This is a genomic window from Chryseobacterium sp. KCF3-3 (assembly GCF_045865955.1).
Taxonomy (GTDB): domain Bacteria; phylum Bacteroidota; class Bacteroidia; order Flavobacteriales; family Weeksellaceae; genus Chryseobacterium.
Genome location: NZ_AP035792.1, coordinates 2,572,713 through 2,595,218, shown reverse-complemented (window position 1 = coordinate 2,595,218; position 22,506 = coordinate 2,572,713). Strand labels below are relative to the sequence as shown.

General features: G+C 35.2%; 22 protein-coding genes and 1 tRNA gene. 9 read left to right on the top strand and 14 right to left on the bottom strand.

Features of this window, described 5'->3' with window-relative positions; genetic code table 11:
- Window positions 1–13: 13 nt before the first annotated feature.
- The 6 genes from ACKTTZ_RS11630 to ACKTTZ_RS11605 all read left to right on the top strand — a co-directional run bounded on the left by ACKTTZ_RS11630 (window position 14) and on the right by ACKTTZ_RS11605 (window position 8,689).
- Entirely contained in the window at window positions 14–1,459 is a 1,446-nt protein-coding gene (locus tag ACKTTZ_RS11630) for an MFS transporter (protein WP_253316454.1), read from the top strand.
- Window positions 1,449–2,510 (top strand): DUF3810 domain-containing protein, encoded by a 1,062-nt coding sequence (locus ACKTTZ_RS11625; protein WP_407848923.1) that lies wholly within the window; start codon window positions 1,449–1,451, stop codon window positions 2,508–2,510. Before ACKTTZ_RS11630 ends, ACKTTZ_RS11625 begins: the two co-directional genes overlap by 11 nt.
- A gap of 670 nt (window positions 2,511–3,180) precedes the next feature.
- Window positions 3,181–4,695, top strand: coding sequence for a vitamin K epoxide reductase family protein (locus tag ACKTTZ_RS11620; RefSeq protein ID WP_407848921.1), 1,515 nt, complete (start codon window positions 3,181–3,183; stop codon window positions 4,693–4,695).
- A 190-nt stretch (window positions 4,696–4,885) separates the two neighbouring features.
- A complete protein-coding gene (locus tag ACKTTZ_RS11615) occupies window positions 4,886–7,081 on the top strand; it encodes a peptidase domain-containing ABC transporter (RefSeq protein ID WP_034695867.1) in 2,196 nt (731 codons plus the stop codon).
- A gap of 69 nt (window positions 7,082–7,150) precedes the next feature.
- Window positions 7,151–7,345 (top strand): hypothetical protein, encoded by a 195-nt coding sequence (locus tag ACKTTZ_RS11610; RefSeq protein ID WP_149835743.1) that lies wholly within the window; start codon window positions 7,151–7,153, stop codon window positions 7,343–7,345.
- A gap of 45 nt (window positions 7,346–7,390) precedes the next feature.
- Window positions 7,391–8,689 carry an HlyD family secretion protein gene (locus tag ACKTTZ_RS11605; RefSeq protein WP_034695866.1) on the top strand — a complete coding sequence of 433 codons (1,299 nt, stop codon included), beginning with the start codon at window positions 7,391–7,393 and terminating at the stop codon, window positions 8,687–8,689.
- A gap of 417 nt (window positions 8,690–9,106) precedes the next feature.
- On the opposite strand, the gene ACKTTZ_RS11600 is transcribed toward ACKTTZ_RS11605, so the two are convergent.
- The 7 genes from ACKTTZ_RS11600 to greA all read right to left on the bottom strand — a co-directional run bounded on the left by ACKTTZ_RS11600 (window position 9,107) and on the right by greA (window position 15,030).
- Window positions 9,107–9,180 (bottom strand) — tRNA-Met (locus ACKTTZ_RS11600).
- A 44-nt stretch (window positions 9,181–9,224) separates the two neighbouring features.
- On the bottom strand, window positions 9,225–10,517 hold the full coding sequence (locus ACKTTZ_RS11595; protein ID WP_034695865.1) for a TlpA disulfide reductase family protein: 1,293 nt from the start codon (window positions 10,515–10,517) through the stop codon (window positions 9,225–9,227).
- 61 nt (window positions 10,518–10,578) lie between these two features.
- A complete protein-coding gene (locus ACKTTZ_RS11590; protein ID WP_034695862.1) occupies window positions 10,579–10,800 on the bottom strand; it encodes a hypothetical protein in 222 nt (73 codons plus the stop codon).
- Window positions 10,801–10,805: 5 nt separating this feature from the next.
- Window positions 10,806–12,782: a T9SS type A sorting domain-containing protein gene (locus ACKTTZ_RS11585; protein WP_407848917.1), complete on the bottom strand. Its 1,977-nt coding sequence runs from the start codon at window positions 12,780–12,782 to the stop codon at window positions 10,806–10,808.
- Window positions 12,783–12,856: 74 nt separating this feature from the next.
- A complete protein-coding gene (gene clpX, locus ACKTTZ_RS11580; protein WP_407848915.1) occupies window positions 12,857–14,044 on the bottom strand; it encodes an ATP-dependent Clp protease ATP-binding subunit ClpX in 1,188 nt (395 codons plus the stop codon).
- A gap of 68 nt (window positions 14,045–14,112) precedes the next feature.
- Window positions 14,113–14,502 carry an HIT family protein gene (locus ACKTTZ_RS11575; protein WP_034695857.1) on the bottom strand — a complete coding sequence of 130 codons (390 nt, stop codon included), beginning with the start codon at window positions 14,500–14,502 and terminating at the stop codon, window positions 14,113–14,115.
- Between the two features lie 57 nt (window positions 14,503–14,559).
- Entirely contained in the window at window positions 14,560–15,030 is a 471-nt protein-coding gene (gene greA, locus ACKTTZ_RS11570; protein WP_034695856.1) for a transcription elongation factor GreA, read from the bottom strand.
- A 109-nt stretch (window positions 15,031–15,139) separates the two neighbouring features.
- Between greA and ACKTTZ_RS11565 the strand changes: the two genes are divergently transcribed.
- The 3 genes from ACKTTZ_RS11565 to ACKTTZ_RS11555 all read left to right on the top strand — a co-directional run bounded on the left by ACKTTZ_RS11565 (window position 15,140) and on the right by ACKTTZ_RS11555 (window position 17,982).
- The gene (locus tag ACKTTZ_RS11565) at window positions 15,140–15,595 is read left to right on the top strand and encodes a hypothetical protein (protein WP_034695855.1); all 456 of its coding nucleotides are present in this window, start codon (window positions 15,140–15,142) and stop codon (window positions 15,593–15,595) included.
- 9 nt (window positions 15,596–15,604) lie between these two features.
- On the top strand, window positions 15,605–16,054 hold the full coding sequence (dtd, locus tag ACKTTZ_RS11560) for a D-aminoacyl-tRNA deacylase (protein ID WP_034695854.1): 450 nt from the start codon (window positions 15,605–15,607) through the stop codon (window positions 16,052–16,054).
- 269 nt (window positions 16,055–16,323) lie between these two features.
- Window positions 16,324–17,982, top strand: coding sequence for a S8 family peptidase (locus ACKTTZ_RS11555; protein ID WP_051934323.1), 1,659 nt, complete (start codon window positions 16,324–16,326; stop codon window positions 17,980–17,982).
- A gap of 89 nt (window positions 17,983–18,071) precedes the next feature.
- Here the strand turns inward: ACKTTZ_RS11555 and ACKTTZ_RS11550 are convergent, their stop codons facing one another.
- The 7 genes from ACKTTZ_RS11550 to ACKTTZ_RS11520 form a co-directional block, all read right to left on the bottom strand.
- Entirely contained in the window at window positions 18,072–18,584 is a 513-nt protein-coding gene (locus tag ACKTTZ_RS11550) for a hypothetical protein (protein ID WP_034695853.1), read from the bottom strand.
- A gap of 60 nt (window positions 18,585–18,644) precedes the next feature.
- Window positions 18,645–19,184 (bottom strand): hypothetical protein, encoded by a 540-nt coding sequence (locus tag ACKTTZ_RS11545; protein ID WP_034695852.1) that lies wholly within the window; start codon window positions 19,182–19,184, stop codon window positions 18,645–18,647.
- Between the two features lie 54 nt (window positions 19,185–19,238).
- Window positions 19,239–19,892 carry a DUF1361 domain-containing protein gene (locus ACKTTZ_RS11540; RefSeq protein WP_407848911.1) on the bottom strand — a complete coding sequence of 218 codons (654 nt, stop codon included), beginning with the start codon at window positions 19,890–19,892 and terminating at the stop codon, window positions 19,239–19,241.
- Window positions 19,893–19,949: 57 nt separating this feature from the next.
- The gene (locus ACKTTZ_RS11535; protein WP_407848909.1) at window positions 19,950–21,320 is read right to left on the bottom strand and encodes a DUF4173 domain-containing protein; all 1,371 of its coding nucleotides are present in this window, start codon (window positions 21,318–21,320) and stop codon (window positions 19,950–19,952) included.
- 66 nt (window positions 21,321–21,386) lie between these two features.
- Window positions 21,387–21,683 (bottom strand): hypothetical protein, encoded by a 297-nt coding sequence (locus tag ACKTTZ_RS11530; protein WP_156106446.1) that lies wholly within the window; start codon window positions 21,681–21,683, stop codon window positions 21,387–21,389.
- Window positions 21,684–21,692: 9 nt separating this feature from the next.
- Window positions 21,693–22,178: a Coq4 family protein gene (locus ACKTTZ_RS11525; RefSeq protein WP_034695844.1), complete on the bottom strand. Its 486-nt coding sequence runs from the start codon at window positions 22,176–22,178 to the stop codon at window positions 21,693–21,695.
- A 26-nt stretch (window positions 22,179–22,204) separates the two neighbouring features.
- Window positions 22,205–22,501 carry a hypothetical protein gene (locus ACKTTZ_RS11520; protein WP_034695842.1) on the bottom strand — a complete coding sequence of 99 codons (297 nt, stop codon included), beginning with the start codon at window positions 22,499–22,501 and terminating at the stop codon, window positions 22,205–22,207.
- Window positions 22,502–22,506 lie beyond the last annotated feature (5 nt).

Genomic DNA, 22,506 nt, shown 5'->3' with positions numbered 1-22,506 from the left:
ATCTATAATAAATATGTCAAATTATTCTAAACAAACCAATTGGGCCCAATTCATTCCGTTGGTTACTGTATTCTTCTTTTGGGGATTTGTAGCAGCCAGTAATGATATTCTGATCCCAGTTTTTCAAAAAGCCTTCAATTTATCTCAAACCGAGAGTATGTTGGTACAGATATGCTTCTATGTAGCGTACACTGTAGGTTCTTTAATTTATATGCTTGTATCAAAGAGCCTTAAACAGGATTTGATCAATAAAATCGGATACAAAAACGGTCTTATTGTAGGACTTTTGATTTCCGCCATGGGAACATTGCTGTTCTACCCTGCCGCCAATATGCATTCTTTCCCGTTAATGATCTCCGGATTATTTATTGTAGGTTTAGGATTCTCTCTTCAGCAGATTGTGGCTAATCCGCTTGCTATTGAAGTAGGTCCTACAGAAACGGGATCTCAGAGACTAACAATGGCTGGAGGAATCAATAACTTAGGAACTACCATTGGACCACTTATCGTTGCATTTGCTATTTTCGGTTCTGCAAGTGCCGGTAATACGGAAGCGAGTATAGAAAGTGTAAAAGTACCTTACCTTATATTAGGAGCAGCTTTTGCTCTGGTAGCTTTAATGCTTAAATTCTCTTCCCTTCCTGCTGTAACGCCAACGAATACTGAGAATACAGATGATGTAACTCCGGGAGAACACAGAACTTCGGCTTTCCAGTATCCTCAATTGGTAATGGGAATGATTGCCATCTTCGTTTATGTAGGAGTGGAAGTTTCTACTGCAAGTAACCTTCCTGCTTATATGGAAAAAAATTTAGGATTTGAAACAAAAGATGTAGCTCCTTACATCTCTTTATATTGGGCTTCATTAATGATTGGCCGTTGGACAGGTGCTGTAGAAGCATTTGACGTGAATGCCGGATTTAAAAAGATCTTAAGATTCTTAGCACCTTATCTTGCGTTTGGAGTGTTTTTATTCGTGAATGCACTTGCCAAGCATGACCTTTCTCCTTTCTATGTATATGGATTCATCATCATTGCGATGATTATCTGTGACATCTTAAGCAAAGGAAATCCAGCAAGAATGCTTTTAATCTTCTCTCTGGCAGGGATCACAGCATTGCTTATCGGTATGTTCACTACAGGGATGGTATCTGTGTATGCATTTACCAGCGTAGGTCTTTTCTGTTCTACTTTATGGCCTTGTATTTTCGCATTGGCTATCAACGGACTTGGAAAGCACACTAACCAAGGTTCAGGATATCTAATTATGATGATTATGGGTGGAGGTATTGTAAGCTTTATACAAGGGTATATTGCAGATATTACCAATATTCATTTCAGTTATATCGTAGGGGTTATTTGTTTTGCTTATCTTGCATTCTATGCAATCCGTGTAAGTGGGATTCTGAAAGCTCAGGGCATTGATCTGGATAAAGTATCTAAAGGTAATGGTCATTAATATAACAACAAACATATATAAGAAAAAGAGATTTTGGGCAGGTGTTTTACTTGCCCAATTTCTTTTGTTTTATGGATTCTCAAAATCCAAAGTGATGATTTCTTTTTTTGAAAGTTTTTTTGAATTTCAGAAAGGGATTCATCAGATACTGTTCAGCTGGATTCCGTTTTCTGTTGGAGATCTTATATACATTCTACTGGGAGTTTTCCTTCTGTATTATCTGATCTCTTTATTCAGTAAAGAGAAAAGAAATCATTCTTTAATCAGAATTCTGATGATTGTCAATATTTTTTATCTCATCTATCAGATATTTTGGGGGATGCTGTATTTCCAGACTCCAATCATTAAAAAACTTTCCAGCCAGGAGGAACCCGATATGAATAAGGCAAAAAAATTAGCCCTTGTCTATCTTGAAAAATGCAAGCAAACCAGACAGTCTGTTCATGAAGATAAAAATGGTGTTTTTATCATCACCAACCTTACGGATATACAAAAGGAAATCCTGTACCAACAGACCAAACTACCTTCTTATATATCAGATAAAAAAGCTCCTCAAATTCTGGATATCAAACCAAGTCTGTTTAAAAATGTAATGAACTTTACCGGGATTCTTGGATATTACAATCCCTTTACCGCAGAAGCTCAGTATAACTCCGGATTACCCCATACTTTCATCCCTTTCACCACAGCCCATGAAAGCTCCCATCAATTAGGTTTTGCAAGAGAACAGGAGGCTAATTTTGTGGGATATCTGATAGGTATTCACTCTACTAATCCTGAACTGAGATACAGTACTGAATTTTTCACTTTAAAAAGTCTTTTAAGGTTCATTGTGGAGGAAGACCCACAGTTTGTAAAGAATATTCTTCATCAATACTCTCCAGCTATGAAAAGAGATCGTGCTTATGAAAAAAGTTTTGTTTTTCAGCATCAGGGATGGTTGGATGACTTCTTTGGATTTACCAATAACCTGTTTCTGAAAAGCAATCAACAAGAAGGCTCAGTTACCTATTCTTACTTTATTGATCTGCTCTTAAATTATGAATCATAAATAAAAAAAGAATCGTATCAGGCGATACGATTCTAAAAACACAAATGATGAAAAAAAATTTATTACCTTGACTTGTTCCCTCATTCAAGGCGATGTAAAAGTACGACATATTTTATAAATACAAAAACATTTCCCTCCTTTTTTAAAACTTTATGAAAATTTTATGATTTTTTAAGTTTTTTTGAGTTCATTTTACATTATTGCGAATCACACAAAACCACGACATATCATAACCAAAACAGGGTTAAAATCTATATAAGTTATTAATAATTTAAAAAATCAAACATTTGTTTGGATAAAACCTATTCCATTTTTATTCTTTTTCACTCTTTTAAAAGTTGGAGTTATCTCCCGTTTTTTATGAGATATTTCTACAATTTTAAATTTAAAATATGCAGCATATCCAAACCATTTTTTCAGTTAATATTAATTCTGTTTTTGTAAAGAGAAAATATTTTCTATAGGCAGATCAATTGATCACTAAAAAAAGATAACACTTATTTTTATGAGGGCAAAACCCCATTATGATAACCTTTTTTGATTCCAAATTACGTGGAATAAAATACTGAGGATCAAATAAAATCTACCAACACCTACTTATATCTCACTAATAAAGGAGATTTTTTTTGTATATTTAAAACATCTGTGTATTTTAGTTAAAAATATTAATATGATTTTTGACAAACTAATTAACCATTTAAAACTCGATAAACAGGAATTTATTTTCCAGTTCAACTCCCATCCTAATTACCCGTCCGCACTGGCATTTAGCGACACACTCAACTTTATGGGAGTAAAAAATGATGCTTACGAACTTGACAAAGAATATTGGGACGAACTTCCGGAAGAATTTATTGCTATTATTGAGAATTCATTTTCCCTGGTCAAAAAAGCAGGAAGCAATTATTCCGTATATTCAGAAAAAGCAAAAACCTTCGGTAAAGAAGAACTTTATAATAAATCAACAGATTTTGTACTGCTGTTTGAGAAAACAGAAAATGCAGAAAGTAAACTGGCTTTTAATTTCAAACCGGTTCTTTATCTCATTTTTGCAACTGTTCTTGCCTATTCTTTTATTAGCCAAACCATTTACGAGGCTCTATTTAATGTACTTTCCTTAGCAGGAGTTTATATTTCCCTGGAAATTTTCAATCAGAAATTCGGAAATACCTCTACGGTCATCGGAAGTATATGTGGAGGCGGGGGCGCTGCTGCAAGCCAGACAGCCAACTCGTGTGATAAGATCATCAAACAGGATAAAACCAGTATTCTGGGCTTAAAGTTTGCAGATTTTTCTCTGATTTATTTTGCAGGACTTGCCGTATTAGGTCTGTTCTTACCGGCAACAGCGTATATCGTAAAAGGTTTCACATTCGTTTCTGTAATTGCCATCGGATATTCTTTATACATCCAGGCATTTGTAGAAAAAACATTTTGTAGAGTATGTCTTTTGATTATTTCAATCCTGGTAGGGCAAATTGTAATCAGCAGTTTATTTTTTGAGAATCTGTCTTTCAGTGTGGGAGCTCTTCTATTGACTGTCATTCTTTGGGCTCTTGTTTTTTCTGCAGTTATTTATTTCAATACTCTTCTTGAGCAAAAAGAAGCTCTTCAAAAATCGAATGCGAAAAATCTCAGATTCAAGAGAAACTATGAGCTTTTCAAAAACCAGATGGAGCAAAATCCAAAAATAGAATTCCAGGATACTGAAACTTTTGCTGTTGGAAAAAGAGATGCTAAACTTCGTATTTCTATTGTTTCCAATCCATATTGTGGTTTTTGTAAAGATGCACATAAGCTTGTTGAAGGACTTTTGGAAAAATATCCGGAGAATATTTCACTACAGATGAGATTCAATTACAGCCCAGACAGAGCTCCTGAAAAATACACTCAGCTTATTTCAGATTTAACTCATATCTATCATAACAAGCCTGAAAAAGAATTTTTACATGCTGTAGAAGAATGGTTTGAAACGAAGGATGAAAGCAAAATCAATGCGCTTTCCGGAGGAAACGTAACCTCAGAAAATCTGAATCCATTAGTAGAGATGTCCATAGAAAACAGTAACGCAGGATTAAGCTTTACTCCTATCTTTATCATCAATGGATATCAGTTTCCAGACAAGTATGATCGTGAAGATATTTTATTCTTTATTGATGAATTAATAGAGGATGATGAGATCTAGCAAATAAATCTCATTCATTTAAAAATTTCACTATCTTAGGAAAAACAAAATAACCATCTGAAAAGATGTAAAAGAGTAGAAAAACGGTGATCAATGGGACTATTTCCAGTTTACCATTTCATTGAATTATAATTGAATTAAAGCAAAAATGTCGTCATTTATTGACGGCATTTTATAATGAGTAGTAGTTTTGAAAAAAAAGTTTCCTTTTTATAAGCAACCAGATACCAAAGATTGTGGCCCTACATGCCTCAGAATCGTCAGTAAGTATTATGGTAAAAGTATATCTCTGCAGCAGATTCGTAACCTTTCCGAAACAACACGTGAAGGAAGCAGCCTTCTTGGCCTGAGCGATGCCGCAGAAAATCTTGGATTCCGGTCAATGGGAGTCCAGATCGATTTCAATACCCTAACAGAAGAAGTTCCTTTTCCATGTGTAGCACACTGGAATAAAAATCATTTTGTTGTTGTATACAAAATCGACAAAAATAACAAAGTCTATATTTCAGATCCCAGCTATGGACTGATCACTTATACCAGAGAAGAATTCATCAAGTCCTGGATTGGAGAAAATGCCAACGAAAATACAGAAGAAGGAATTGTCCTGATTCTTGAAACCACTCCTGCATTCTTCCAGACAGAGTTTGATGCTGAAGAGAGTAAGGCAAGCTTTACATTCTTGTCCAAATATCTTCTTAAATATAAAACACTTGTTATACAATTGGCTATTGGTCTATTAGGAGGAAGTTTACTTTCCCTGATATTCCCGTTTCTTACCCAAAGTATTGTAGACGTCGGGATCCAGAATCAGGATATTAATTTTATCTATGTAGTTCTACTTGCCCAAATTATGCTATTCCTGGGAAGAATGGGAATTGAGACCATCCGAAGCTGGATTCTTCTTCACCTTTCGGCAAGGATCAATATTTCGATCATCTCCGATTTCTTTATCAAATTGATGAAGCTTCCGATAAGTTTCTTTGATACCAGAATGACAGGAGATATCATGCAAAGAATTAATGACCACCACAGAATTGAACAGCTTCTTACAAGCTCTTCACTGAATACATTATTCTCTTTGGTCAACCTTATTATTTTCAGCATTGTATTATTATTTTACGATTACAGACTTTTCATCGTTTATCTTGTAGGAGCTGTATTATATATTGGCTGGATCAGTTTTTTCTTAAAAAAGAGAAAAGAACTTGATTATAAAAGATTCTCACAGGTATCTCAGGAACAAAGTAAAGTAATTGAGCTTATCAACGGTATGCAGGAAATCAAAATGCATAATGCCGAAAAGCAAAAAAGATGGGACTGGGAATTTCTTCAGGTAAAACTTTTTAAGATCCGAATAAAATCTCTTTCATTAGAACAATGGCAGTCTGTTGGAGGAAACTTTATCAATCAGATGAAAGATATTCTGGTGAGTTTCCTTTCTGCAAAACTTGTTTTAAGTGGAAACCTTACTTTGGGGATGATGCTTTCTGTTCAGTATATTATTGGACAGTTAAACAGCCCGCTTCTTCAGCTTATCGACTTTATCAAACAGACTCAGGATGCTAAAATTTCCCTTGAAAGATTAGGAGAAATCCATGATAAAGATGATGAAGAAGATAAAAATGAGCAGTACGTTACAGATGTTCCGAAGCAAGATATCGAAATCAAAGATATGTCATTCAGATATATTGGTTCTGATGTTCCGGTTTTTGAAAACTTAAGCCTTACGATTCCTTACCAGCAGACCACAGCTATTGTGGGAGCCAGCGGAAGTGGAAAAACCACTTTACTGAAACTGTTGATGAAATTTTATGATCCGGACCAGGGTGAAATCAGAATCGGGAACACCAATATGAAAAATATTTCTCCGAGATACTGGAGAGATCATTGTGGTGTTGTAATGCAGGAAGGATATGTATTCAATGATACCATCGCCAATAATATTGCTGTAGGTGAAGATCATATAGATAAACAAAAATTGAGACGAGCTGTAGAGATAGCCAATATCAAAGATTTTATTGAAAGTCTTCCATTAAGTTATAATACAAAGATCGGAAATGAAGGAGTTGGTGTAAGTGGAGGCCAAAAGCAGAGACTTTTCATTGCAAGAGCTGTTTACAAATCTCCTGAATATATTTTATTTGATGAAGCAACATCTGCATTGGATGCCAATAATGAGAAAGTGATTATGGAAAATCTTGAACAGTTCTTTAAAGGTAAAACAGCAGTGGTGATTGCCCACAGACTTTCAACGGTAAGACATGCTGATAAAATCATTGTACTGGATCAAGGAAAAGTAGTTGAAGAAGGGAGCCATGCCGATCTGGTAGATTTAAGGGGAGAATATTACAGACTTGTAAGAAATCAGCTTGAATTAGGCAGCTAATCATAAAAGCAAAAAAAATAGCGGAATCCGAAAAGCTTATAGAGTAGGAAAAATAAAACTAATTAAATCATGAAAAATCTTAAAAAACTTTCAAGAAAAGATTTGACATTAGTGAGTGGAGGAGTAATTATTCCGGACAACAACTGTTGTGGATCCTGGTGTCTTGGCAGCTGGGTACCATGCCGTATAAAGCATTTTGAATGCCCTCCCGATGCAGACACTTCACCACCATCTTGGTATGACGGGAACTGCCCAATTATTTAAATTATATTCCCCCTGAAATATTGGGGGAAATTTTACCTCAGAACAATGAAAGAAGACGTTTTAGACAATATTGAACTTCGCTCAGAGAGTGTACAGGATATTCTTACCCAGCCACCGCATTGGATGATCCGCTGGGGAAATACAGTGATATTTATTATCCTCCTGTTGATTCTCTTAATGAGCTACATTATAAAATATCCGGAATTTGTACCGGCTCCTATTATTGTAACTTCCCAGAATCCTCCTGAGAAAATAGAAGCACGAACCAGTTCCAAAATTGAGAAAATATTCATAAAAGACCATCAGGAAGTTAAAAAGAATGATGTTCTGATGGTGATGCAGTCTGCAGCTAACTATAAAGATATTTTAGAACTTAAAAAACTGGTAGACTCCATCACACCCGATAAATTATATACCTTCCCTATAGCGCAGGCTTCAAGATTCAAACTGGGTGAATTGCAGGGTGAATATAACAGTTTTGCAAAAGCATTTCAGGATGAAGCTCTTTTTACAAGACTACAGCCTTATGCTCCTGAAAATCTGGCCGCCAATCAGAGCATTTCAGAATATAAAATAAGAATTGCTACCTTGAAACAGCAGAAGAACCTGGAATCTATAAAATATGATCTGACAAAGAAAAACTTCAACAGATCTCAGGAATTATTCAACCAAGGGGTGATTTCAGCCATGGAACTTGAAAATGAAAAGATCAAATATCTTCAGGCACAGCAAAACCTTGAGAATATCAAAATCTCCATATCTCAAATGGATGAAGGAATTTCCAATCTGAATAAAACCAAAAGCGGAACTGCCATTAATACCGAAAAAGACAGAATTACATACTCTTCACAAACTCTACAGCTTCTTGAGCAGCTGCGAAAATCTCTAAAACAGTGGGAGCTAAACTATCTTGTCATCTCATCCACTGATGGTGTTGCCAGTTTCCAACAGTTCTTTGGTGAGAATCAGTTCGTAAAAGTAGGAGAACCCATACTTTCTATTCTTCCTAAAAATAAAGAGCAGCTAGTGGGCAGAATGTCCGTTCCTACCACAAATTCAGGAAAAATAACTCCTGGTGAGAAAGTACTGATTAAACTGGACAATTACCGATTCCAGGAATACGGTATCATCGAAGGAAAAGTGCAAAACATCTCTCTTATTCCTGATGAAAAAGGGAATTACTATGTAGATGTAATTTTACCAAAAGGATTAAAAACAAGCTATAATAAAACACTTACATTCGATAAAGAGCTTAGAGGCAGCGCAGAAATTGTAACACAGGATCTGCGACTGATTGAAAGATTCTTTTATCAAATCAGAAAATTACTTGGATATCAGGTTTAATAAACCTTTTATTAAAAACTAACCCCGTTTTACAAATTGTGAAACGGGGTTTTTATTGTTTATTATTAAAATTTCAAATCATCTGATAATATTTTGCAGTAGCTCAACCAATCTCATTCGTTTAAATAGCCTATTATAGCGACAATCTACCTAAGTAAAGGTTTTATCGCAAAAAATACGATCATTAAAAAAAGGGCAACAAGAAGACGAATATGAGGACTATCATAACATGAGTTTATGATAAAAACTAACCTATCATTATAATGAAGCTGAAGAAGTATAATTATTCCCTTAATATTTCATCAGAAGAATGAAATCGTTAAAAAATAAAATTCATTGGAAAGAATTAAAAGATAAAAGAGCAATTCTTTTAAAAGTAAAAACCGCAATCATTAAATCAATGATTGCGGTTTATTGTAGCGAAGACGGGAATTGAACCCGTGACCTCAGGGTTATGAATCCTGCGCTCTAACCAACTGAGCTACCTCGCCGTTTTGGTGGTGCAAATATAGAAAATATTTCTTTACCTCCAAAATTATTTTAGCTTAAAATATTCTAAAACATCGCCAACATGATCTGGTTTGCTGATTATCTTATTGTTAGCATCCAAAATAAAATACGTTGGAGTTGCATGAATATTATATAAATCTGTGTAGCTACTGTTCCATCCTCTCAATTCTGAATCATTCACCCAAGGAAATGCAGCAATTTTCTGGGTATACGAATTCTTATCCACATCTAAAGACAACCCTACAATCTGAATATTTTTTGATTTCAGATCATTATATTTTTCCAAAAGTTTTGGAAGCTCACTTTCACAGTGTGAGCATGTAGATGACCAGAACACAACGACCTTTTTATCTGCCTTTATATCGTGTAAAGATTTTGCAGTGGTATTAACAGGTGACTGGAACTTATAATTAGGGAAAACAGCCCCCATTTCAATGTTTGCATTCGATTTCAGTGTAGAAGCAAGCCTGTCTGTGATGGTACATTTAAGATTTTTAGCGAGAGATAAATATTTACTCTTGTATTCATCCATCTGATATACATCGAAGATATCAATCAATTCTGACAAAACAGTCTGCCCTCTTGGAGTCTCTACTTTTAAACGGTCCAGCAGTTTATCTACAGAAGCAGTAACATTCGTATTCCCTCCCGAATTCAGATAAGCCACCAGTACAGGTCTCAATAACGATGAGCTTTCAAGCATATCATTGGATTTGTCCAGAAAATTGATTATTTCTTCCTGATCTACTTTCTTAGTTGAATCGGGTGAGTTAGAAAGAAACTTGCTGTAATTCGTATTATAATAAGCAATAAATGGGTGTTGTGCAGCATCAATAGAACTTGAAGAACCAGAAAGTCTGTCAATTTCTGTTTTCAGAGCTTTTCCAAAATCCGTATTGTCTTTGTAATATTCTTTGATTTGTGCTAAAGCTGGCAAAATAAGCTCTTTCTTTTGGGAGCCTTCCTGTTGTTTGCTCATCAGATTATTGGCATCATCCAGATAAGTAACATCTTTTACTTTGCTATTCTGAATATCCAGTTTAAAGTTGACATTTTTATTTTCAGAAATAAAGCTTACAGTATTATTAGAGCCAGGAAAATAAACTTTCATCATCCCCATATAATGACCTGGATATTTAAAAGTCCATGTACTATTCTTACTCTGTTCTTTAGTAACAATAATATCTTTTGATCCGTTAAGTGTATATAGAATAGCATCCTGGTCTTTAAAATCTGTCGGAGCCTGAATTGTAACAGTAAATTGAGCCTGTAAAGCAAATGCAGCCAAAACCGCTGATAGCGTATAAATCTTTTTCATAAAGTAAAAATAAAAAAACTCCCTGACTAATCAGAGAGTTTAATATTATTTTAATAAAATTTTATGCTTTTACGCTCTTGTACTTTTTTGTAAAGTAAACAATAAATCCTATTGCTACAATACCAAGTACATATACATACATATCAATTGGTGAGGCTGGTGACCCGGTACCATTTCCTCCATTTCCTCCTCCTCCTGGGATTGCTGGTTGTGGTGGAGCGGCATTTGCTACGAATACAGCAAATAGGAAAAACGCCAAGACTAGTTTATTAATAATTTTCATGTGGTTTATTTTAAGATTTTAGTGTTAACAGTTTCTCCCTTATCAGAAACGATTTTTACAACATATGAATTTTTAACTGAGCCATTCAGCTCGATTACAAAATCTCTGGATGTTTCAACCGCTTTTTTAGAGATTACCAGTTTACCGCTCATATCATAAACTTGAATGTCTGCTTTTTTCCATTTTGGATCAAATCTAACAATGTAATTTGTAATAGATGGATCGTAAACAACAAGTGTTCTGGAAACACTAGAAGTTGTTTTATCCACACCTAAAGTAATATTACTTGGCTCACCATAATACAAGTTAGCTTCTTCATTTGTTACAGCTACCACATCTCCCTGTTTAGCCTGTACTAAATTTCCATTTTCCGCTTTATAGTAGAAACCAATTCCTGAAGATAACTGGTGTGCACCAGCAGGAATAAGTTCTGCATTTTCTCTGATCTCGAATTTATAAGATTTAACCTGATCAAGTTTGTAGTTAACTAACTTAACATTTTTACCTTGGAAGTTACTCTCATTAGCTTCGTTAATATATAACCAATAGTTAGTATAATTATTATCATACCCACCATTCAATGCTTCTTCATAAGTACCGATAATTCTCGTACCAGCTGAACTTTGAACTGTTGTAGCAGTAGAAACCTGGTGTCCAGTTGTAAATGATGGAGAAACCACGTAGTAAGTTCTGGAAATCTCATTACCATTAGCATCAAGACCAATTACCCCAAGCTGTTTTACAGTATTGGCTGTATTCTTACCAGCCGTTTTAGCTGCATTTACACCGTTAGGAGTACCTGCTGTTCTAGCTGTTGATTTGAATCTTCTCAGTGGATTAAAGTCTAAAGTCTGAGCTGTATTGTCTCTTAACTTTATTTTAAACGACTGCATAGGTTTGATAACCATTTTATCTAGGTTCACATCTCCAACTGCCGGAGCAACTCCGTCACCTGTAGCTACATAAGTAACTACCTGAGCACCTGTAGCGTAAGTAGAACCTCCAGGAAGTGTAACAACAGTACCTGGATTATATTCAATACCCCAGATATTTCTCACCGCATTTCCATCTGATCCAGTAACACTTTCAGTATATCCTATATTAGATAAATCTAAATTAGTAAGGAAGGGGTTACCAAATTGATAGAAGTTTTGTCCAAATGTTCCAGCCCATGGAGTGGTAGTAAATTCAAATGAATCATCAAGATAAGTATTGTACTTTTCGTTGTAAGAATTCACAGCGTTACCACCATTTCCGAATACAACATTGGAAGCTCCTAAATTAGATTTTCCTGCATTCTGCAATGACACAGTTCCTGTTAGTGGAGCATACGGTTTTCCATTGATATTGAAAACAGTTCCAGTTGCAGGTGCACTTGGATTCCAGTCATTGCTGGAAACTTTCAACATATAATACCCTGAACCATCAGCAGTAGTAGATGCTAAATTTGTAAAATGTGCAGAAACCGCATTGGCGTTATCCCACTTTAGAATTGGATTACTATATCTACCGGTATTGAAAGTTTTACCAACTTCAGTAGATAATGAACTTAAGGCTTTACCAAAGAAAGGTAAAGCAACTTGTTGGAAATAATTGCCACTACCGTTACTTGTAGTTCTGTACTCTTTAGTGACAATACCTGTGATGTTGGACTGGGATAGTCCGTCGATGTACAGCTGACCATACGTGGAAGTAGCAAAAGAAGCAGGAGTATTAAGCCTTAAGATGATATTTCCACCGTCAGTCTTATCAGCACCTCCGGCATCAATTGTTTTAAAACCATCTGTAGCAGATCCTACAACCATGATATTTCCATGCACGTCCAAAAGGCCATTACCTTTTGTCTGTACACCTCCACCGCTATAAACTAGGGTGCCTTCGCTCACATACATATTAGCATTAGTGTCAACGTGACATAGTATCTGCGCCTGAACAGAATAACTAATTGCTAAAAGACCTATAGCAAATAAACTTTTTCTCATTGTATAAATTATTTGTGTGTTAATACAATCTTCACCCGCAAAGGTATTATTATTTTTCTTAAAAAAAAAATATTTTATCTATTAATCAAAACATTATCTTCCGTCAGGATGATCTCTTTGTCCTCTCCTATTGAAAACATATAGTCTTCTAGAACTTTTTCGGTGGTACCTCTCAACCCTCTTGCGCCTAATCCTTTTTCAATAGTTTCCTCTACGATTTTTTCAATTGCACCATCTGTTATTACCAAATCCGTACCATCCATCTTGAAAAGTTCCACAAATTGATTCACAATTGAATTTTTTGGCTCTTTCATAATTCTTACCAGGGTCTCCTTCGTGAGTTTATCGAGGTAAGTGATGATTGGAAATCTTCCTAAAAGTTCCGGAATTAATCCGAAAGTACGAAGATCAATTGCATTAATATTTGTTAATATATATTCGTCCTCGTCTGTTTTATTGATTTTTTCAGAACTGAAGCCAATTGCCTGCTTGTTCATTCTTCTTTCGATGATCTCTTTGATCCCGTCAAAAGCACCTCCTGCAATAAATAGGATGTTTTGGGTATTTACCTGGATATATTTCTGATCCGGGTGTTTTCTTCCTCCTTGTGGCGGAACATTCACAATACTTCCTTCCAAAAGTTTTAATAATCCCTGCTGTACGCCTTCTCCTGAAACGTCTCTTGTAATACTTGGATTGTCTGATTTTCTGGCAATCTTATCAATCTCATCGATGAAAACAATTCCTTTTTCAGCTTTTTCCACATCGTAATCTGCGACCATCAAAAGTCTTGAAAGAATACTTTCAACGTCTTCTCCTACATATCCTGCCTCAGTTAAAATAGTAGCATCCACGATACAGAAAGGAACATTCAGTTCTCTTGCAATAGTTTTTGCCAGAAGCGTTTTACCCGTTCCTGTCTCTCCTATCATGATAATGTTTGACTTTTCAAGCTCTACTTCTCTATTCTCGTCCTTAGCGTGAAGCAATCTTTTATAATGGTTATACACAGCAATGGAAAGTTGCTTTTTTGCCTGATCTTGTCCAATCACATACTGATCAAGAAATTCTTTGATCTCTTTTGGCTTTTTAAGCTCCTCCATACTATTAGCAGGTGAATATTCTGTTTTTGATGCACCATCTTTTACGATAGCATGTGCCTGCTCTATACAATTTTCACAAATAAAACCATTCTGCCCAGAAATCAGCATCTGTACTTCATTTCTTTTTCTGCCACAGAAAGAACATTGGTTGGAATTCATATGATATAATATATATGTATATGTTAAAGAAAATCGTAAAAAATTACTTTTTTACGATTTTCTGGTTGTTAAGAATTAATAATTGAGTGTTGAATCTCTGTATATTCTTCGTTCGTTAATTTTAATCTTTCATTTCTGAAATTCATGTCTTCCATCTTATTTAAAGGAATCAGATGGATGTGTGCATGAGGAACTTCAAGTCCTACCACTGCTACTCCTACTCTTACACATGGAATTGCAGTTTTGATCTTCTTGGCTACCTCTTGGGCAAATCCCCAAAGGTTTTTGTATTCTTCACTTTCAAGATCAAAAATCAAATCCACTTCTTTTTTAGGTACTACTAAAGTATGTCCCTTCACTAAAGGCATTGCGTCTAAGAATGCAATAAAGTTTTCATTTTCTGCAATCTTATAAGAGGGAATTTCGCCATTAATGATTTTTGTGAATATAGTGCTCATTTTATCAGAAGTTTGGGTTAGATATTTAGAAGTTCAGAAATAGAAAGGAGTATCAGACTATAAAGAGATGTCTAATACTTCAAAAGACAGTTTGTTTCCGTTAGGTAAAGTAATTTCAGCAATTTCGCCAATAGCTTTTCCTAACAGTCCTTTTGCGATAGGTGTGTTCACAGAAATCTTTCCTGTCTTCAGGTCGCTTTCGTTATCCGGTACCAATGTAAATACCTGCTCTTGCTTGGTAGCATTGTTTTTAAGTTTCACTGTTGTTAAGATTGAAACTTTTGAAGTATCTAATTGGCTTTCGTCTATAATTTTAGAAGTAGAGATAACATCTTTCAGCTTAGAAATTCTCATTTCAAGCATCCCCTGAGCCTCTTTAGCTGCGTCGTATTCTGCATTTTCAGATAAATCTCCTTTATCTCTTGCTTCTGCGATCTGCTGAGTAATTTTTGGTCTCTCCACAGTTTCCAACTGTTCCAGCTCAGCTTTCATTTTCTCTAGGCCCTCCTTAGTAACATAGCTTGCCATAATTTTCAAAATTTAGTTTTAGTATAAAAAAATAATCCGACATTTGCCGGACAATGTTTTCGTGTTGTAATCGTTTAATTTTTACAAATATATAAAAATTTAAATTGAAATGAAAAAAACTTTTTCAATCTTATCCATTTTCATTTTATTGATTTTCAGTAATTTAACTATAAACTCATGTGGAAGCAGAGAAGATACTGTGAACTGTTTCCCAAATGTTCCCATCAATGTATCGCTTAATCTAAACCTGCCTGCTTATTACGTTTTGAACAATATCAATGGCTGGATTTATGTGAACGAGCAACAGTCAGGAACCAGAGGGTTGATTATTGTCCGGACTGCAAACGGGTTTAAAGTCTATGACAGGAATGCACCACATCTATGTCCTGATAACAATACAACTCTTGAGGTAAAAGACAATATTGCCATTATTTGTCCACAGGATAATACAAGATGGATATTAAGTACAGGACAGCCGGAGTCTGGAGCCAAAACATCTCTGCCACCTAAAACTTATCCTTACAGTTATGATGCTGCAAGTAAAATCTTAAATGTTTACTATTAAAAATACAAGATGAAAATCGTTATACAGAGAGTCTCCGAAGCCAGTGTAAAAGTAGACGGAAAAATTGTTGGTGAAATCGGAAAAGGGCTTATGCTGCTGGTAGGTATAGATGAAAATGATGAAAAGACAGATGCCGACTGGCTTGTACAAAAGGTTTTAAATCTGAGAATCTTTGGAGATGAAGATGACAAGCTTAACCTTTCCGTGAAAGATATTTCAGGAGAAATCCTTTCCATCAGTCAGTTTACATTGATTGCAGATTATAAAAAAGGCAACAGACCTTCTTTCATAAAGGCTGCAAAACCGGATAAAGCGGTGCCACTTTTTGATTATTTTAAGGAAGAAATCGCTAAATCCGGATTAAAGACAGAAAGTGGAATTTTCGGAGCAGATATGAAGGTTTCCCTGATCAATGACGGACCCGTTACTATTGTCATGGATTCTCTTACCAAAAGCTAAATCGGGAAATAAATATAACCATAAAGCAATACGTTTCAATTCGTTGGAACGTATTTTTTTTTGATTGAAATGCATAAAATGTATCCGTCATTAACCCTCACAGGCTTTAAAAACCTGTGAGGGTTATCATTCATAAACAAAGAAATCCTCTAAATAAAAGGAAGGAGTAAAAATTTAAAAAATAAATTCACAAAAACGTGATTTGTTTTCATTTTATTATTATTTTTGATATAAATCAAAACTGATTTACAACCATTTAACAAAATCACATGAAAACAAAAATCAACCTTTTCGCATTATTTGCGTTCTGTTCTACTCTGTCTTTCGGACAGGACAGCCAGCCCAAAATGGCTAATGATCAAAATTCAATTATTTACGTATGCTTTTCAAAAGGCATCAATTCAGAAAAAACAGCTTTCAGCAGAAACGCTGATCTGGAAAGATTTTCAAGAGAAAACCATATCTCATTTAAGTATGATCTGGATTTTACAGACAGCAAACTTGATGAAATGGCCAGAAGCAGCAAAGCCATCGGTAATTCCGGAGAATCTGTGGAAAAGCTGAAAAGAATCTATAAGGCCGATATTCCTCTTCAAAATAAAGAAGCTTCAGAAAAAATCATCCATACTCTTGAGAGATTTCCTGAAATAGAATATGTATCTGTAATGAGTGCCGAACCTATCGAACCACCATTAGTCAATGCTTTTGTGGCCACTCCTGATCTGGAAAGCCTGCAGACTTATCTGAATGACAATCCGGGAATCAACGCCAAATATGCATGGTCAAGAGGAATCACAGGACAGAATATCCGTGTACGAGATGTAGAATACGGGTTCTACAAGACTCACGAAATGCTGTCTAATCAAAACTCTATACAGCTTGAACCTGGTTATTCACCTAATGCAGGATTAGCCAATAATAATTACCGTGACCACGGAACAGCAGTTGTGAGTATTTTAGGTTCAATAAAAGATAATATCGGACTTACAGGAGCTGCTTATAGTGCTTCTGAAATAAAAGGTTATATGGAATGGACTACGGTGGGATACAACAGAGCTTCTGCGGTAAGCAGATCTATTAATGCATCTCAGGCCGGAGATATTATATTATACGAAATGCAGACTGGTGGAAAAGACGGTCAGTATTGCCCTGCGGAATATGACAAAGTAATCTGGGATCTTACGAAAGCTGCTACTGATTCAGGAATTATTATCATTGCAGCGGCAGGTAATGGAAACCAAAATCTGGATGATCCGTTTTATGCAACCTATCTTGCGAGAGGAAACAGTGGTGCTATCATTGTAGGAGCAGGATCTCCTAATACTACCCATTCAAAATTAAGCTTCAGTACATTTGGAAACAGAGTGGATGTTCAGGGTTGGGGAAGCAGTGTGATGGCAGCAGGCTATGGATCTTATGCGAAATATGACAATGACAACAACAGAACTTATAATTATTTCAGCGGTACAAGTTCTGCAACACCTGTGGTTTCTTCTGCAGCTATTTTGATTCAGTCTTTCTATCGCCAGACTACAGGTCAATATTTAACACCTTCAGCGATGAAAAACCTTTTAATTTCAACAGGAATTCCTCAGGGAGGAACAGTGACGGGGCAAAAGATCGGACCTCTTCCTAATGTGAAGAATGCTATCCTTCAACTGGAAAGTAATTTTGTAGCACCTGTTAAGACTTTACCATCATTAGAGGTTAAAATTTATCCTAATCCATCCAGCAGTTCCATTGCTATTAAAAGCAGTGAAAATAAAAAACTGGATATAGAGATTATTAACCTTCAGGGACGTACAGTGATTAAAAATTCGGTTTTACCGAATGAAAAGATTGATATTTCACAACTTCCTACGGGGCAGTATATCATCAATATTAATGAAGGCCAGAGAAGAGTTGTTGAGAAATTAACCAAACTCTAAAATACAAGATTTTTTTATACATTTTACTTCACATCAAACCCTCTTTCAGAAAGCTGAAAGAGGGTTTTTACTATCAATTTTTATTGATTTTATTTTGCTGGAACGCTGCTGAAATTAAGCGCTACTTTGATGTTCATATCTGAAGAGGTCTGATTCTTCAATTCATAAACGGTTCTTACCGTCAATCCTGAACTTTTTACAATTTCGTCAAGGAATCCTGTATCATTAAGATCAAGATTTAAGCTGGAAGAATTGGTAGAGATGTTGGAACGTGAAGCCACTAATCTCTCTCCTGTTCCGTTAGATGAAACATATATTTTTACAGTTTTGAATGCACTCAGGTTTCCCCCAGAAGGAGCTGCTACAGAGATTTTCGCATCTGAAATTCTTACATCTTTAATTTTTGCATTGTTATTTCCTCCGAACCATGTCTGTACATTGGTAGCTGTTGCAGTAGAAGAAACTTCTTTATCTGCAGGAACTCCTGTAGACACTAAAACATTCGTTGTGTAGGGAAATGTATTCTGAACCAGCGACTGTACGGTTCCGCAACTTACGAGTACAGCTGAAGCGGCCATTGCTGTTAGAACTATATTTTTCATAATTTTAAATTTTAAACTTCAGAGTTTAGTTTGCAGAAATTGTACCAAATTGATTAGGCCTTATTCTACAGTTACTGTAAAACTTCCCTTGGTATTTCCGGAAGCCATGTTACTTTTCCCGATAATCAGCCATACTTCACCTTGTCCGGGAGTATCATAAGTAATTTCTCTTCCAAAAGGTCCGTCGTAGTTCCCGTTTGGAAGTCTGATCTGATTGAAACGAATATTAAAATCTTTCTCTTTTGTTGAAATTTTAGCTTTGATATTCGGGCGGTCGTAACGGGTCAGTTTTAAAATCAAATCCTGATCATCCTTTGTAAATTCCTCTCCAATTGTAAAAGGCAACTGGTTGGCGTCTGCAGTTCTTATAATCTGGCCGTCTTTTTCATCTCTCATTACGCCTTTACGTAATACTTCCTTAGTGACCGGAGCATTGTTAATAATTGAATCTTTTTTCCTTAATGCTACAGAATCTTTTTTTACCACAGAGTCCGGCATTTCTGTTACCACTGTAGAGTCCTTATCCGGGACATTTGTCACAGCAGGTTCTTTTTTACAGGCAACAATTATCAAAGGAATTAACAATAAGCTTTTTTTCATAATAATTAATTTTAAGAATGGATCAACATGTATTATGCTGAGCTCATTGAAATGCTAAAATTGTTCCAATCCGTTTAATGTTTTATTTTCCGGTTGTAATTCTTTTTCATCATTAGTTCCTGCCCATTTAAATGTAAAGTACATAAAGTTGAGCATTATTCCCATCAAAAGAGTAACACCCCATGTTTTGGTATATTCCATCGGATAGATGAATCTCACCACAATATCCGAGAACAGACCAAAAGGATTATTGAGAACATCCCAGCTATTCCATCTCAAAAACCGACCGAGATAAACTCCGAAGCTGCTCATGAAAAGAAAAAGGACAACCACTCCATTAATGACATTTCTATTCGTATAATCAGAAAGTCTCTTTTCAATATCATGAAGACTTATAAAACCACAGATCAGCCCGGTCCACGCATAGGAAAGAATCACAATGAGGTCATACCAGATCGGTATCTCATTTCTTGCTCTGAGGTGAAAAAGATCTGTAAGAATGTAAGGAGAATTGGGAAAGAACAATATCCAGACTATTACTATAAAGAGCAATGAAGTTTTGCTTTTGATATTAAAGGCAAGAATAAAAGAACTCAGTAATAAAGGAATCCAGGCCAGAAACAGATTCCAGTTGAGAAACAAAAACACTTTTGTATCGCTGATGTAATATCTGAAAGCAGAGAGGCTGAAACAGAATATCGTCATCATTATCAACAATATATTAATTTTAAATCTAGAGGATCCCGCTAAGTTTTTCATGATCTTTTATTGTATAGTCTGATAATATATGATCTTTGAAAGGAATGTTTTGGATGTTTCATTTTTCACTTTATCCTGCAAGGTCTTTTTAAGCTTCTGATCATTTTTTTTCTCTGCATATTTCAGTAGTGCTTTTTCACTGAAGTTGATGGAAGTTAAATGATAATTGACCACAAAATCCTTTCGTTTCATATTCTGAGAAGTAATAAAACCTCCCCAATTGAAATAACTGCACACCAGAATGGTTCCATAAAAATACCAGATCATAGTGTTAACAAGGAAAATATTTCTTTTCTGCTTTTGAATTTTAATAAAAGTCAACGCCAGACCAACTAATGATAACAGCAGGAAAGCAAGAACTCCTAATCTTTTATAAGTAAATCCATAATTAATAATATACTCATAGTTTTTAAGAGCTGCAGAAACAACAAGAACAGCATTGAGAAGAATCCAGATTTTGGCTAAAATTTTCAACAGTCCTGCTTTTGGATCAAAATTAAATCCGGATTTAAAATAGAACATAATCACCAGAATTGCCATTATAATAGACATGATTACAGCATTTACTCTTTCATGGGTTTCTTCGGAAAGCTGAACTGGTGTTTTTACAACTTCATAAAACTGTTCATAATTATAAGTAATAATAAAGAACACCAATAAAATATTCAATAAAACAAAAGAGATTACTCCGCTCATTCTTTCTGCATCAAGATCAAGAAAAGAATAAGTAGCCTTGGGAATCCGGGAATCTTTGCCAAACTCATTATTAAGAACATGATTGTTTTTGTAGATGAGCTTTTCCACCGCATAGTTCCAGTAATTAAAGGCTATAAAAAAACCTAAAACCGAGAGACAGAATACCTGCCAAATATTAAGATCCAATTCATAATTGGTGAAAAGAGCAGCAAAGTGATTACTTCCTGCAGAGTAAATTCCAAAGAAGACGGAAACCAGTATCAGCGGGATCAAGATGAAAGCAAATGTCTTTTGCCATAATCCTGGAATATTCTTCTTAGGCAGCCATTCATCAAAACTGAAAAAACGACAGAATGAAGTACAGCAATTCACAATAAAAACCGGAATTAAAAAGAGAATTTTCAATCTTCTGTTCTTCGATTTATAGCCAAGCAAAAGCAGTGAGCTCGCCACCGCAATAAAGGATGGAAAATCTCCGAACCACGCAAATGCAATACTGGACAGGATACTTGTTCCAAAAAGTACATATAATGTTTTTGTTTTATTTTTTTCCGGTGTTCTCAACAGCGTTAATACAGCATAGACAATTCCCAGAATTCCAAGATTCAGCCCTACTTCCTGATCATAAAAGACAATGACAAAGAGAATAGCTGTAAGAAATATATAATGATGTGTTTTCATGAGGTTTATTATTTAATATTTAAAGATTTAAAGGATTGAAAGATTTAAGGTGTACAAGTATAGAGATCAGCAAAAATTAAAGAATAGGGTGAGATATAGAAAAGTAATAGGAATATTAAGTAGTAATAGAAGAACAGAATTTCCATTTCTTTTCTTTTCAGAAACATCACTCAGGTATTCCATCAACTCATATAAAGTGATCAACAGGTTAGTTACAGCAGCAATCACAACGTAATAAAACCCAAATATGATCAGAAATTCAGCTCTTGTGATCCAAAATGCAAACAGTAGAAGGGTTCCCAGCAGAAAAGAAACAATGAATGATCTTTTTCCTAGCGCACTGAATTTTATTTTTCCCATCATCTTTAGCTTTTAATGAAGAACTACCGTTTCTTTCTGTTGAATAAAGTCTTTCACATGTTCATAATTCTGCCATAGCAATTCTTCAAAGTCCCAATGATGAAAGGCTCTCATATTTTGTCCCTTTTTATAAGCTTTGATATAAATTTTCACATATTCAGGAAGAATAATTGTTCCTAATACGATTGCAGCCAGAAGGTGCGCATTGAGCTTACCGTTTCCCAGAAGCAGGTACTGCATGGCAATTTCATCCTCGAAGTTGGTTCCACAACCGGTAATCAGGTGATGTACATCGTGGTTTTCCATCTTTGGTATCATTGAGAAGCCGTGCTTCCTGTAAAACTCTCCTAATTTTCGACCTAAAGAATCTTCCTGAAACTCCAACAGTTGTTTTTCATTGAACTGCCATTGTCTTTTTTTCTTTTTGAAATATTTTCTGTATAATTTTTGAGTTTTATCGTATACAAAAAGCAGGAACTGAACGCGTATTTTTTTCATAATAGTATTAAATATATTTATGGATATTAATTGAAATACCCCAAGCCTATAATAGCATAAGTAAATGCGATGGGAATATTGGCAGTCAAAATAAGTATGGCTATCATACATTCTTTAAATTTTGATGTATTTATAACACCATATGTCAAGAACCCCAATATGCATAATAAATTGACTGGCACTCCGAAAACGATTAGCAGATATCCCGCTCCGGCAAACCAGTTATCTTTTGTAATAAGAGCTCCTAAAAGACAAAGAGTTCCAATTGAAAAAAATATTCCGAATACTGCCTTGCCTAGATTTATTATTTCTGAATCTTTCATTATTA

Bases quoted from the DNA above. Each gene is read 5' to 3' on its own strand.
- ACKTTZ_RS11630 (WP_253316454.1), top strand. From the start codon at position 14: ATGTCAAATTATTCTAAACAAACCAATTGGGCCCAATTCATTCCGTTG.
- ACKTTZ_RS11625 (WP_407848923.1), top strand. From the start codon at position 1,449: ATGGTCATTAATATAACAACAAACATATATAAGAAAAAGAGATTTTGG.
- ACKTTZ_RS11620 (WP_407848921.1), top strand. From the start codon at position 3,181: ATGATTTTTGACAAACTAATTAACCATTTAAAACTCGATAAACAGGAA.
- ACKTTZ_RS11610 (WP_149835743.1), top strand. From the start codon at position 7,151: ATGAAAAATCTTAAAAAACTTTCAAGAAAAGATTTGACATTAGTGAGT.
- ACKTTZ_RS11605 (WP_034695866.1), top strand. From the start codon at position 7,391: ATGAAAGAAGACGTTTTAGACAATATTGAACTTCGCTCAGAGAGTGTA.
- ACKTTZ_RS11595 (WP_034695865.1), bottom strand. From the start codon at position 10,517: ATGAAAAAGATTTATACGCTATCAGCGGTTTTGGCTGCATTTGCTTTA.
- ACKTTZ_RS11590 (WP_034695862.1), bottom strand. From the start codon at position 10,800: ATGAAAATTATTAATAAACTAGTCTTGGCGTTTTTCCTATTTGCTGTA.
- ACKTTZ_RS11585 (WP_407848917.1), bottom strand. From the start codon at position 12,782: ATGAGAAAAAGTTTATTTGCTATAGGTCTTTTAGCAATTAGTTATTCT.
- clpX (WP_407848915.1), bottom strand. From the start codon at position 14,044: ATGAATTCCAACCAATGTTCTTTCTGTGGCAGAAAAAGAAATGAAGTA.
- ACKTTZ_RS11575 (WP_034695857.1), bottom strand. From the start codon at position 14,502: ATGAGCACTATATTCACAAAAATCATTAATGGCGAAATTCCCTCTTAT.
- greA (WP_034695856.1), bottom strand. From the start codon at position 15,030: ATGGCAAGCTATGTTACTAAGGAGGGCCTAGAGAAAATGAAAGCTGAG.
- ACKTTZ_RS11565 (WP_034695855.1), top strand. From the start codon at position 15,140: ATGAAAAAAACTTTTTCAATCTTATCCATTTTCATTTTATTGATTTTC.
- dtd (WP_034695854.1), top strand. From the start codon at position 15,605: ATGAAAATCGTTATACAGAGAGTCTCCGAAGCCAGTGTAAAAGTAGAC.
- ACKTTZ_RS11555 (WP_051934323.1), top strand. From the start codon at position 16,324: ATGAAAACAAAAATCAACCTTTTCGCATTATTTGCGTTCTGTTCTACT.
- ACKTTZ_RS11550 (WP_034695853.1), bottom strand. From the start codon at position 18,584: ATGAAAAATATAGTTCTAACAGCAATGGCCGCTTCAGCTGTACTCGTA.
- ACKTTZ_RS11545 (WP_034695852.1), bottom strand. From the start codon at position 19,184: ATGAAAAAAAGCTTATTGTTAATTCCTTTGATAATTGTTGCCTGTAAA.
- ACKTTZ_RS11540 (WP_407848911.1), bottom strand. From the start codon at position 19,892: ATGATGACGATATTCTGTTTCAGCCTCTCTGCTTTCAGATATTACATC.
- ACKTTZ_RS11535 (WP_407848909.1), bottom strand. From the start codon at position 21,320: ATGAAAACACATCATTATATATTTCTTACAGCTATTCTCTTTGTCATT.
- ACKTTZ_RS11530 (WP_156106446.1), bottom strand. From the start codon at position 21,683: ATGATGGGAAAAATAAAATTCAGTGCGCTAGGAAAAAGATCATTCATT.
- ACKTTZ_RS11525 (WP_034695844.1), bottom strand. From the start codon at position 22,178: ATGAAAAAAATACGCGTTCAGTTCCTGCTTTTTGTATACGATAAAACT.
- ACKTTZ_RS11520 (WP_034695842.1), bottom strand. From the start codon at position 22,501: ATGAAAGATTCAGAAATAATAAATCTAGGCAAGGCAGTATTCGGAATA.